Genomic DNA, 12,485 nt, shown 5'->3' on the forward strand with positions numbered 1-12,485 from the left:
CGCCCAAAGGCCCTACCTTGGCGGCATATGAGCACAAAGTTGGTTTACGCCTGGTTCCGTATCCGCTCCGCCTTACGGTGGTACTGGGCAGCGCGTACCCGCTACGACGTCCACTCTCCGCACCTTGTGGATTTCATGGGGGCGGTTTTCCGGGATGACCGGCAGTACTACGCCTTTGATCTGATCCGGGCGGTGCGCCGCTACTGGTCGGGCCACCCCGGCCGGGTGACCCTGCAATCCCTCGGGGCTCCTTCGATGACGACGCGCCGGAATGAACGCAGTGTCCGTTCGCTCGTGGCCACCAACGCGATCAGCGACCGGAGCGGACGGTTTTTGTTTCGTCTGGCCCTGTGGCTGCGGGCCCGCACGATCCTTGAATTCGGGACCAACGCCGGCATTTCCACGCTCTACCTGCACCTGGCCGATACGCGGGCCCGGCTCGTGACGGTGGAAGGCAACCCCGCCGTGGCGGCGCTGGCGCAGGAAACCTTTGCCCGGGTGGGGGCGGGACCCAATTTGTGCTCTCACGTCGGCCTCTTCCAGGAGTGGCTTGACACCCAATTGGCCAATGCCTTCCTCCCAACTGCTGCCTCCGGGCAGCCTACCGTCCTGGACTTATTTTTCCTGGACGGCGACCACCGCGAGGAGCCGACACTGGCTTACGTGGAGCGTCTGCTGCCGCTCGCGGGGCCGGATTCCGTGTTCGTTATTGCCGACATTCACTGGTCGGAGGGCATGGAGGCGGCCTGGCGGCAGTTGCAAGGACTGCCGCAGGTCACCGCTTCGGTGGATGTCTACCACTTTGGGCTGTTGTTCTTCCGGCCGGGGCTGGCCGGGCCGCACCTCAGCCTGGTCCCGACGCGTTTTAAGCCCTGGCGCCTGGGGTTTTTCTCCTGAACTCCGGCGGGCTTAGGGCGTCCGCACCCGGGTAGTTTCCTGAATCCAGCAGCCGACGGTAAAGGAGTCGCCCTCTTTAATGCCCCGTTGGAAGATATCGGATTTTGAGGGCATGTACTGAGAATAACGGGCGATCAGGGCATTGGCTTTGCCGGCGACGGACGGATCGACGCTTTTGGCGCGCTGCCACATATCGATGGCCGGCCAGGTGACGACCTGGGAATCGAAGCCGGTGCCCGGGCCACACAAGGGGCCGCTGCTGGCGTAGAGGGTGCCAATGAGCATGTAGGGCTCGCCGAAATTGGGGTTGGCCGCCGCTGCTTTGCGGGCGTAGGCGCGGGCCTGGCCGAAATTACGCTGGTGGGAGTAGTATATTTTGGCGGCAGTGAGGAGATAACGGCCTTTGCGTTCGGCGTCGTCGGTTTCGTTGGCGGCTTGCTCGAAGAGGTCGATGGCCTGGCTGTACTTGGCTTGCTCCAGGGCATCGTAGGCTTCGCGCAGGGTGCTGGGGCCGGAGGAGCTTTGTACCCGACAATTGGCTTCAAAAGCGGCTTTTACCTGCTGAAACTCCGCAGTTTCTTCGCCACAGGCTCCGTAGCGGAGGCGGCTGTAGGCGGTGGAGATGGCGTCGCAGTCCGTCGGGTTGGCCAGGTAATCGCCGTAGTACTGGTCGATGTAGTATTGGCAGTCGTAGAACCCGGCAACGGTCTCGAAGTAGCGCAGCGCGTCGGGGGCGTAATTTTCAATGGTCTTCCAGGCCTCGCAGTCGGCACCCTGGCATTCCTTGAGGCCCAGGGCAAGTCGGGTATTGAGGGCGCTGACGATTTCTTTGGCCTCTTCGGCGTCGATTTTACCTTCCCGGTGCATTTTTACGACCAGGCTGGACATGGGGTTGATGACGAAGTACTGCAATTTTTCGGGGCCATCGGTTTCGATGCTTTCCTTGAAGAGGGCGTAGATTTCGTCTTCGGTGGCGCTGCCGGGGTAGGTGTAATAGCTATCGAAAGCCTGGATGGCGGCCATATAGCCATCGCCGGGGTAGCAGCGGCGGGCTTCCTGGTAGAGGGCGATGATGGAATCTGCGTAGACGTCCTTTTTGGCCGGGTTTTTCTGGATCAGGTTGTTGTAAAAGGCGATGCCATCGGTGTAGACGGTGGCCCGTTTACCGTCGGCGGCGGGGCTGGTGGCGTAGACTTTGCGCCAGACGCTGAAGGCACCGGCCATATCCTGGGCATTAAGCATTTGCCGGTAGATGACGTAGTTGGTTTCGGCGTCGTCGGGGTTTGGCGCGTCCGAGAACTTCTTGCAGGGGCTTAGGTTGCTGTCGGCAGGCTTGGGAGGCTTGGGCGTAGTTGTGGTTGGCGTCTCGGTTGTGGTGACCGGGCCGACTGCTTTGGGCGTACAGGCCAGAACCAGGAATACGGCGCAGCAAATTAAGGTCAGGAAGGAAGGGAGGTGGCGCAGATGCATACGTTAAAGCTGTTGGTTGGTAAAAATAGCTACTGAGAATGGCGTGCCAGGCGAAGAGGAGGTCGCTATCCCGGGCTGGTAGTTTCCGGTGGGAATGCTGGGCAGTGGACTCGTCCTCCGTAGGATGGATTTTCCCCCGGCACTTCGTTTCAGGTATAAAGATGCAAAAGCTTGGCGATGTTGGATGGTGGTAGCCAAAAATCGTATTATTTTTGCGCCTCAATAGCCCCCTAATGAAAAAGCATAACTTCAGTGCTGGCCCAGCCATCCTTCCCGCCAGCGTAATCAAGGAAGCCGCCGCCGGCGTGTTGGAATTGGATGGCATCGGGATGTCCATCCTGGAAATCAGCCACCGCTCCGCAGAATTCATCGCCATTGCCGCCGAAGCAGAAAGCCTGGCGCGGGAATTGTTGCAGATTCCTGCTGACTACGCCGTGCTTTTTCTATCCGGCGGCGCCAGCGGACAGTTTTCCATGAGTGCCATGAATTTGCTCAACGAAAACCAAAGCGCCGGTTACCTGGATACGGGAACCTGGTCTTCCAAGGCCATCAAAGAAGCCAAAGCCTTCGGTAAGGTACAGGTCCTGGCCAGCAGCAAAGACCAGAACTACAACTACATCCCCACCGGCTACGACATTCCTGCGGGACTCCGCTACGTACACGTGACGAGCAACAACACCATCTTCGGTACCCAGTTGCGGGAATTCCCGACGACGGATGCGCCGCTGGTTGCCGATATGTCCAGCGACATCTTCAGCCGGCGCATTCCCCTGGAGAAATTTGGCCTGATCTACGCCGGTGCCCAGAAGAACATGGGGCCAGCCGGCGTTACCCTCGTCATCGTCCGCAAGGATCTCCTCGGCCAGGTAGACCGTCACCTCCCCTCGATGCTGGATTACCGTATCCACATTGAAAACGAGTCGATGTTCAACACCCCCCCGGTGTACCCCATCTACGTGAGCATGCTGACGATGCGCTGGGTGAAAGCCCAGGGCGGACTGGAGGCCATGGAACGCCACAACGAAGCCAAGGCCAAATTGCTCTACGATGAAATTGAGCGCAACCCCAGGTTCCAGTGCACCGTGCCTAACCCCCAGGACCGCAGCTTGATGAACGTGACTTTCGTCTGTACGGACGATGCCGATACGAAGCCTTTCCTGGCCGCCGCCGAAGCTGCGGGTTGCGATGGCATCAAAGGCCACCGCTCGGTAGGCGGATTCCGTGCCAGCATTTACAACAGTATGCCGTTGGAGAGTGTACAGGTACTGGTAGATGTGATGAAGAACTTCTGATCTGTTCGCTGCCGGCCCTCCCGCTCGTCGATAAAAACTTAACCTTCGTCGACAAACAGGGCAATTTGTGACCTAAAATGTTGTTAAATCGTCCGCGCACGGTAAATTTAGGGTCGAATCAAAATCAAGTAGCTGATGTCTTTCCGCAAAATCAGGTGGTCAAGCGTTGCGTTCGTCCTCATCCTCGGGTTGAGTGGCGCTTGTTTTGGTTTTCTGCTGGGCCGTATCCAGCACCACAATGCTTCTTCCACCACGCAGTTCGAGGAAATGGGCAGCCAGGTAAAGGCTACCAGTGAGGTTCTCTTCCGGGGCGCTGATCTTGTAAAGCGTCTGCTGGTAAAGTAAGCCTCCACCAAGCACTAAAACACGAACCCGCCGGAAGCAACTCCGGCGGGTTCGCTGTTTTTGGGCATCCATTCAAGCCGCTGCGCCGAAGCCGGGCTTCACCCGCCCCGTCCCAGGCAAGGAAAATGCGGAAGCGCACCTCCGCTCCGCTTCTCCTGCCTTACCTTAGCGCACCCCAAAAGACAAAACCCGTGGCAAGATTCCTTGGCCTTCTGTGTGACCTGGACGGCACGCTGGCCGACACCGAACCCCAACATTGCAGCGCCTGGCTGAATTTGCTGGAGAGTAGCTACGGCCTCCACTACGACGAACACTGGTTTGAGCAGTGGATTGGCACGAGCGACCGTACGGTGGCCGACTGGCTGATCCGCGAGCACGGTCTTTCCAGCAGCATTGATGAGATGATAGCGGGGAAGCAGGAAAAATTCCATGCGATTGTCCGTACTGAAGGCAGCAGTTTCCCGGGAGTAGCGGCGGCCCTGGCGGAAATCAGCGCCGCCTTTCCCCTGGCCATTGCCACCAACAGCGGCCGCGTGGACGCCGGGGTGGTCGTTCCGGCCCTGGGCCTGGACCGCTTTACGGATACGGTTGTGACGGCCACCGACGTCGTTCACCTGAAACCCGCGCCAGACATCTATCTTCTGGCTGCCCAACGCCTGGGTTTGCCCGCCGCCGCCTGTATTGCCATTGAGGACAGTACGCCCGGTGGGGCGGCGGCCAAGGCGGCGGGCTGCTACCTGATTGGGCTGAACGACAAGGTTATCCACGCCGACGAATGGTGCACCGATAACGCGGCCGCCCTCCGCCGGGCGCTGGAAATGCTGCGGGAGGGCTAATCGCTTGTCTTAAAGATTTAAGACAAGCTCTAAGCGTGAAAACGGGTTTACCTCCGTTTAGCAAACGCTTCCAGGCATTCCAACAACCAGGGCTTCTCAGTGCAAGGTTCCGTTTTTTCGATCTTTTCCTTTAGCAGGGTCCGGGCTTTTTCGTCGCCGGGCGGCAGGCGGGTAATGGTGTCGGCGAGGGCGAAAATGTGGCGGTAATTCTGTAAGTGGTAGCCGATGCCCCGACGGCGGGTGAGCAGCTTGCGGGTGCTGCTGATGTGGGAGCTCAGGAGGGTATAGCTGTCTTGGCGGAAGTAAATCTTCAACTGGAGGACGCGGGCGGTTAGGTGGTGGATGAAGTCGTGGAAGTCTGCCTGCTGGAGATAGCGGAGGGCTTCGCCGTCTTTGCCGTTGGCGAGGGCCAGGCGGGCGCGGCCGAGGGCAATGACTTCCTCGCCGCCTTCGGGCAGGTCGGCCTGGTGTTCTTCCAGAAAGCGGCTGGCCCAGGCGACTTCCCTTAGGCGGAGGGCGAGTGCCAGGACATTGTTGAAGGTGAAAACGCTGAGTTTGCCCCGGTCGTAAAGGCTGCCGCGTTCCAGGCCAAGTTTATAGAGGGCAAAAGTGGTAGATATGGCGGGTTCCCAGCCGGTATTGGCGCGGCGCAGTCCGTAGTTGATGGCCAGCAACAGGAGGTTGCGCAGGTCTTCCTCCGGCAGGCGGGAGCCTTCCTGCTCCAGCCCGCTGAGCAGAAGGTGAAAGCTGTCTTCTGCGCTGCCGTCTTCGTCGAGCTGGAGCAAAGCAACCAGATGGTAGAGATAGATGAAGGGCGTGGCACGGTGATCGGCGCTCGCCGCGGCAGCAAGGGTCTCCCGCAGGCGGGGGATGGCGTAGGTTTCGGTGGACTGGTGGAGGCGCTGGTGGGCCAGGGTATTGCAGGTTTGCCGGAGGCGGAGGGCCAGCAGGTAGCGCTCCAGGTGTTCTTCGGGCGCGCGGAAGTCGTCTTTGCCTCCCCGGGAATTGCCCAGGTTGAGGTCGTATTCCTCCCGGGCGTGGAAATAGTCAAAGCCCAGGCGCTCGATGCTGGTTTCCTGCCCGGGCTGGTAGCGGCGCAGGCGGGTACGGCGGTGATCATCCAGCCCGCGCTCGCGGTAGGCCTGCAGCAGGTAGCGATCCGGCGCAAAATGGTCGCGTTGGTACTGGTCGTAAGCCAGAAAAGCTTCCAGGCGACGGAGGAGTTGGTGTTCCACCTGCCGGTGCCGGGCGGCGTGGTAAGTCGCGTCCGGAAAGAGCAGCGTATATTCCGCCTCGGGAGTAGTGGGAGCGTCCCTGGCGGTCCTGAGCCGGAAGAGCGCAACCACGTCCGCCCGCTGGTTGTGCAGGGGGCAGGCCAGCCAATCGGTCGCGCGGCGGACATCGGCCGGGCTCAAATCCGCAATCAGGGCATTTAAAAGTGACAAGGCTTCAGTAATTTCTTTCAACAATAGTACAACAGTTGTAACAAACATTGCTTATTTTTATTGACTTTGCACCTGCGTCCGCGCAAAAGTGGCAGTAACAAATGGGCGAAAATGTACTTGAAATGCCCAGGTAATCACCGGATTATTGTACTGTGAAAATGGCATTGCAGCCAAACACTATTTACTCTGATCTGAAAACTTATTCCCATGCGTACTTTACTTGCTTTGCTTTTTTTCCTCGCCTTGGCCCCACTCACGGGCCAGTGCTTTACCGTATCGATCGATTCGGTCTTTTGCGGCAACAACAATGAAGGTTATTTCATCAGCTTCGACGTGGACGGAACCACCGAGGGTACCTGGAACCTGGTGGGGACCAACCAGACCGGCAGTTTCCTGACCGACGAACTTTTTGAGGCGGGTCCGTTTCAGGGCATTTCCACCCTCGTGTTCGTTGACGTCGACAATCCCAACTGCGTGGTGAGCATCGAAATCGCACCTCCGGCGGCGGGCTGCGGCACTGACCCCTGTTTTGGGTTTGCGGTGCGGGCACAGCAATTCGGCGGCAACTGTAGTCCGCAAGATTCAAATAGCTTCATCCAGGTGCAAATCATCGGCGGGGTACCTCCGTATCTGGTCAATGGGGAAGTCAACCAAAGTGGTCAATTGATCGTAAGCAACATCACCATTGGCGAAACCTACAACTTTGTTGCCATCGACGCCCGGCAGTGTGCTGCCGAAACGATCATCACCGCTGAGCCTGATACGACCAATACCATCAACTGGTTCAGCCCCTTCTACCTGCCTTGCGAGGGTGGGTCGGTAACCATTGAGGTGGGCGATGCTACGGTATTCTATGAATACACCTGGACTTCCCCTTCCGGTGTCATCACCGAAGGACCCAGTGTAGAGGCTACGGAAGCGGGCATTTACCGCGTATTGGGGGTCGCGGAAGACGGGGGCTGTACCGTGCGGGGCGCAGCTACGGTGATTGCCTTCCCGGAATTCGGGGATCTGCTGCTCTCCGAACTTCCCGACTCACTGTGCGGAACTTTCTTCTGTCTTTTCCTGGAAGGAGCGGCCAACGTGCCCGCCACTAATGCGGGAATTTCCTACACCTGGACCGGCCCGGATGGCGCGTTGAACGGCCAGAACAACGGACCCGGCATTTGCGTAGATCAGCTGGGCACCTACACCGTGGAGATTGCCACGGAATGTGATACCATCATCAAAGCGATTGTGGTGGACAATAGCGTACTGCAAAACCAGGCCTGCGGTAGTGTGTCCATTGACGTCTACCTGGATGCCGCAGGAAACTGCTCCTTTGACGGAGGCGATACGCCGGTGCCCGGCGTCGTCGTTCGGTTGGTCGATACGGACGATGGACAGGTTTACTACGGCATGACGGATGCCAGCGGGCGATTCGTACTGGACGTGCCATCGGGGACCTACACCCTGCACCCCGTAATCCAGCCAGGGCAGCCTTTCGGTGCCTGCGAACCAGCGGCTACCGTTACGGTATTTCCTTCTTCGCCCAGCCAGGCCAATGTTTTCCTGCCGGTGCTGGCAGACTGCCCGATGATGACCACCTCCGTTAGTGTACCCTTCCTGCGCCGCTGCTTTAGCAACGTGGTGTACGTAAGCTACGCCAACCAGGGATCGGCCGTCGCTGAGAACGCTACGTTGACGGTCGAGCTCGATCCATTCTTTTTCAACATCTCCCCGGGCATCCCCGCCAGCAGCCAAACGGGCAACACCTTTACTTTTGAGCTGGGCGACCTTCCTCCCTTTGCGCAAGGGCGCATTCAGTTTACCTTTACCGTCAGCTGCAACGCGGCCCTGGGCCAAAGTCACTGCGTAGAGGCTGCCGTTACCCCGGATGCCCCTTGTGTGCCGGAGAACGGTTGGTCGGGTGCTCTGGTCAACGTTACCGGCGCAGATTGTGACGGCGAGCAAGTACGCTTTTCCATCGAAAACATTGGGGCTAATCCCATGACCGTTCCCCTCAGCTACGTGGTGGTGGAAGACGGCATCATGATGACGCCGCAACCCATTATGGTGCCCGCTCTGGCCGCCGACGGGGTGTTCACCGTGGATTTGCCCGCCGATGGCCGGACGTACCAGATCATCACCAACCAGGAACCCCTTGCCCCCGCCTCCTCTTCGCCCACGGCTCTTTCCGAAGGCTGTGGTACGAACACCGCAGGCAGCATCACCACGGGCCTGGCCAACATCCTGGCGCTCGGCAACGGTATGCCTGCTCAGGCCATCGCCTGCCGCGCCAACGTAGGGGCTTACGACCCCAATGACAAGTTCGGTTACCCCCTGGGTTACGACGGTGGCAATATTCCCAGTGGCACCCGCATCGATTACGCCGTACGCTTCCAGAACACGGGCACGGATACCGCCTTCAACATCGTCATCCTCGATACCATTGCGCCAGAGCTCGACCTGGCCACCTTCAAGGTAACTTCGGCCAGCCACGACTACCGCGTAAGCATCGATTCCGGCCGGGTGGTCACCTTCCGCTTCCCCAACATCATGCTGCCCGATAGCAACGTCAATGTAGCCGCCAGCCAGGGCGTGATCAATTTCAGCATCGACCACACCGAAGGCCTGGCCCCCGGCACGCCCATCACCAACCAGGCGGCCATCTACTTCGATTTCAACGAGCCGATCTTTACCAACGTCAGCCTCCACCGCATCGCCAAAGACGGCCTGGTCAGCAGCACCCGCGCCGAACTGGCCCAGGAAATCGACCTCCAGGTTTTCCCCAACCCGACGGACGGCCTGCTGCGCATCAGCCTGCCCAATGCCAGTATTGCCGCTACGGACGTACTGACGGTCATTGACCTCCACGGCCGACGCCTCCTCAGCCAGCCTTACGGCAGCAGCAGCCGCGGCCTGCAAGTGGGGCACCTGCCCGCTGGCTACTACCTGCTGGTTGTCCAGAACGCGGCTGGTATTGCTAAAGGCCGGACCGCCTTCGTCAAGCGCTAAGTACGAGTCTTATTTAATGTCCTGAGTTTTATTTGGGGGGAGCTGCTTGCATTAAATTTTGCAAGCGTCTTCCCCCAAAACTTTTTGCAGATAGTCCGTCAGCTGCGCGGCGTTTGCGGCGTTGAAACACAGGGGAGGCTTGATTTTGAGGACGTTATCGTCTGGCCCGTCGGTACTCAGCAAAAAGCCAAGTTCGCGCATGCGGTCCTTGAGGTATTTCGCGGGCGCGGCCGCAGGTGCCAGGTCCGGATAAACGAGCTCGAAGCCCAGAAATAATCCCTGGCCCCGGACGTCCCCAATCAATGGAAACTCCGCCGCCAGCTGCCGCAGCAAGGTTTGGAGAAGCTGGCCCGTCGCCTGCGCATTTTCCATCAATCCTTCTTCCCGCACCACGCGCAAGACCGCCCGCCCGGCAGCGCAACTGACGGCGTTGCCACCAAAGGTATTGAAGTACTCCATGCCATTGGCGAAGTTGGCCGCTACCTCCGGGGTACAAACGACGGCCCCGAGGGGATGTCCGTTACCCAGTGGCTTGCCGATGGTGACGATGTCGGGGATTACCCCCTGCAGTTCAAAACCCCACCAGTGCGTCCCCATTCGCCCCACGCCCACCTGCACCTCGTCGCTGATGCAGAGTCCGCCGTGGGCCCGTACGTAGCCGTAGACCTCCCGCAGGTACCCTTCCGGCAGCGGGATCTGCCCCCCGCAACTCAGGATGCTTTCGGCGATGAAGCCGCCAAAACGCCGTCCTTCGCCTTCGGCCCTTTCGATTTCCTGCCGGGCGTAGGCTGCGTAGTCCCGCCCGGCCGTCGCTGGGTTGCGGTGGCGGCCGCGGAAGACGTCGGGCATCGGCAGAATCCGGGTTTGGGGCGGAGCGCCTTGGCCCCCATTGCCGTTGAATTTGTAGTGGCTGACGTCGATCGTCCGGCCCGTATTGCCGTGGTAGCCGACCTCGAGGGCGAGCATGTTGCGGGTCCCTGACCAGTTTTCGCACATCCGCAGGGCCAGCTCATTGGCTTCGCTGCCGGAGTTGACGAAATGCACCACGGACAATTCCCGGGGGAGGGTCGCAACCAACTCTTCGGCGAAACGGAGGATTTCTTCGTGCAGGTAGCGCGTGTTGGTGTTCAAAACGGCGGCCTGCCGCGCAACGGCTTCGACGACGCGGGGGTGTTGGTGGCCAACGTGGGCGACGTTGTTGACCGTATCCAGGTAGCGCCGGCCGGAGACGTCGTAGAGGTACTGGCCGGCCCCCCGCACGATGTGCAGCGGCTGTTGGTAGGATACACTAAGGCTATATCCCAGGGCCCGCCGCCGGGTGCTGAGTAAAGTTTCCAGTGCGGGTTGGGCCGTAGCGCGGGCGGAGATGGCCGGACCGAGGAAGGCCGAAGGGTCGGGGCAGAGCAACATCCAGGCGGCGGCCTCGGTAGGGTAGGCCACCCCGGGGAAGTCGCCGACGTAGCCCAGCAGGTCCGTCATCACCTGAAAGTGGAGGTGGGGAGGCCAGCCGCCGTTTTCCCCGGCCTTGCCAAACCTTGCTATCTCATCCCCCGCCTGCACCTGCGCTCCGGCGCGAAAAGGAAGCAAACTATCCGCCGAAAGATGACCGTACAGGGTGTAAAAAACGCCGTCCTGGTCTTGGTGTTCCAGGATGATGGTGGGGCCGTAGCTGCCGGGGGCGGGGTCGATGGCGAGGCTGTGTACCACCCCGGGGAAGGGCGCAAAAACGGGCGTTCCGGCTGCTCCCCAGACGTCGAGACCCAGGTGCGTGGTGCGCCAGCGGGGGCCGTAATTGCCCTCCGTAGCGTAGGCGTCGGTGGTGTAAACGGGCCGGGCTTCGCCGTAGCCGCCCACCGCAAAATCGGCGTTCCGGTCTTCGAGAAAACGGGCAACGTGGCGGGTGAAAGTGGGCAGGTCGGTATAGTTGCGATGATTGCCCAGGTCGAGACTGCCGACGCTCAAATCGATTGGCACTACCGTCTTACCCGCCAGCCGGACGACGGGATGCAGGGGAGCAAATTGCCGCGAACTTTCCGCCCCCGTTGCCGCCCGGAACATGGCCAGGGCAAAGGCGGGATCGATCTTCCGCAAACGACGCAAAAGTGCCCAGGCCGGGGCGGCCGAAACCTGGAGGTAGGGGTTTTCCGGCGCGTGGGCCAGGTTTTCGGCGGCCGTGGTGACGGTAAGCAGCAGGCGGGCAATGATCAGGTCCAGCAAGACCAGCAGTTCCTCCGGCTGAAGCGGAAAACTGGCGTGGTAGCCCGCTACAACTTCGGCCATGGCACCGATGGGGTCGGGCCAGCCCATGCCGGCGTAGGCGCAGGCGATGGCCAGTTCGTTCACGGTATGGGTATGCATCGCGTCCCCGAAATCGATCACCCCGGTGATGCGCCCGTGGGCGTCCACCAGCAAATTCTGTTCGTGGGCGTCGTTGTAATTGATCGACTGCCGCAAGTCCGCCAGCCGGGGCAGGGTATGGGTGGCAAAGCGCGCCCAGAAAAACTGTGCCAGGCTGCGCTCTTCTTCGGTCAGGTACTGTGCCAGGACCTGAGCATCAAGCGTTTGGCTGGGGTTCCACTTGTAACGGGTGGGGGCCGCCGGGTGCTGGAAATTCTGGAGGGCGTGGCTGAGGAGCCCCGCCGTTTGCCCCCACTGCCAGCGCAGGCTGGCCGTGATGGGGTGTTGGTCGCCGAGCATCTTACCCTCGATCCAGGTTTGCAAGCGCAGGAACCGACCTCCACCGAGCGGGGTAATATTGCCAACGGGTACGGGCGTTTGCCGGGGAATTCCACTGTCCGCCAGGTGGCGCATGATCGCGTCCTGGAATTCGAGCGAGGAAAGAGCAGTATCCGGCGCGGAAATCTTGAGGGTATAGGCCGCTCCCGTTGTCGTGCGCAGGTAAAAGTTGAGGTCGACCTCCCCCGCTAAGGCTTTTACCTCAGTGGCGTCAATGCCGTAGTGTTCGCGGGCCAAAGCGGCAGCGCGCTCGCTGGAAAAAGTTGGGGACATCCGGAATAAGGGAGTAAGGGAGGAAAGGAGGAAAGGGATTAAACGATCTTCGGTCATCACGCGAAAAAAATCACCCCCAAGAAACACCTTTTTGCCAACTTTTTTAGATTCGCACCGAGACCAGGGAGAGCCCGCTACTACGGCCTTGCTTGCCGCTTGGGAGTCCTGGTCTCTTTTTTCCTTCTGGCGCGGGT

At 60.0% G+C, this 12,485-nt stretch carries 8 protein-coding genes; 5 read left to right on the forward strand and 3 right to left on the reverse strand.

All coding sequences use genetic code 11. The annotated features are described in order from the left end of the window. Window positions 1–27: 27 nt before the first annotated feature. The gene (locus H9S92_RS11035; protein ID WP_187466767.1) at window positions 28–897 is read left to right on the forward strand and encodes an O-methyltransferase; all 870 of its coding nucleotides are present in this window, start codon (window positions 28–30) and stop codon (window positions 895–897) included. Between the two features lie 12 nt (window positions 898–909). On the opposite strand, the gene H9S92_RS11040 is transcribed toward H9S92_RS11035, so the two are convergent. Beyond that, window positions 910–2,367 (reverse strand): hypothetical protein, encoded by a 1,458-nt coding sequence (locus tag H9S92_RS11040; RefSeq protein WP_187466768.1) that lies wholly within the window; start codon window positions 2,365–2,367, stop codon window positions 910–912. A gap of 233 nt (window positions 2,368–2,600) precedes the next feature. Between H9S92_RS11040 and serC the strand changes: the two genes are divergently transcribed. The 3 genes from serC (at window position 2,601) to H9S92_RS11055 (ending at window position 4,840) form a co-directional block, all read left to right on the forward strand. After that, complete coding sequence (serC, locus tag H9S92_RS11045; protein ID WP_187466769.1) at window positions 2,601–3,659, forward strand: 3-phosphoserine/phosphohydroxythreonine transaminase; 1,059 nt, start codon at window positions 2,601–2,603, stop codon at window positions 3,657–3,659. Between the two features lie 135 nt (window positions 3,660–3,794). After that, complete coding sequence (locus H9S92_RS11050; RefSeq protein ID WP_187466770.1) at window positions 3,795–4,004, forward strand: hypothetical protein; 210 nt, start codon at window positions 3,795–3,797, stop codon at window positions 4,002–4,004. A gap of 191 nt (window positions 4,005–4,195) precedes the next feature. Further along, a complete protein-coding gene (locus H9S92_RS11055; protein WP_187466771.1) occupies window positions 4,196–4,840 on the forward strand; it encodes an HAD family hydrolase in 645 nt (214 codons plus the stop codon). A gap of 47 nt (window positions 4,841–4,887) precedes the next feature. Here the strand turns inward: H9S92_RS11055 and H9S92_RS11060 are convergent, their stop codons facing one another. Then, window positions 4,888–6,285: a hypothetical protein gene (locus H9S92_RS11060; RefSeq protein WP_187466772.1), complete on the reverse strand. Its 1,398-nt coding sequence runs from the start codon at window positions 6,283–6,285 to the stop codon at window positions 4,888–4,890. 207 nt (window positions 6,286–6,492) lie between these two features. Between H9S92_RS11060 and H9S92_RS11065 the strand changes: the two genes are divergently transcribed. Beyond that, on the forward strand, window positions 6,493–9,282 hold the full coding sequence (locus tag H9S92_RS11065) for a DUF7619 domain-containing protein (RefSeq protein WP_187466773.1): 2,790 nt from the start codon (window positions 6,493–6,495) through the stop codon (window positions 9,280–9,282). A gap of 51 nt (window positions 9,283–9,333) precedes the next feature. Here the strand turns inward: H9S92_RS11065 and H9S92_RS11070 are convergent, their stop codons facing one another. Next, the gene (locus H9S92_RS11070; protein ID WP_187466774.1) at window positions 9,334–12,291 is read right to left on the reverse strand and encodes an aminotransferase class III-fold pyridoxal phosphate-dependent enzyme; all 2,958 of its coding nucleotides are present in this window, start codon (window positions 12,289–12,291) and stop codon (window positions 9,334–9,336) included. Between the last annotated feature and the right edge of the window lie 194 nt (window positions 12,292–12,485).

The organism is Neolewinella lacunae (assembly GCF_014349155.1).
Classification (GTDB): Bacteria; Bacteroidota; Bacteroidia; order Chitinophagales; family Saprospiraceae; genus Neolewinella; species Neolewinella lacunae.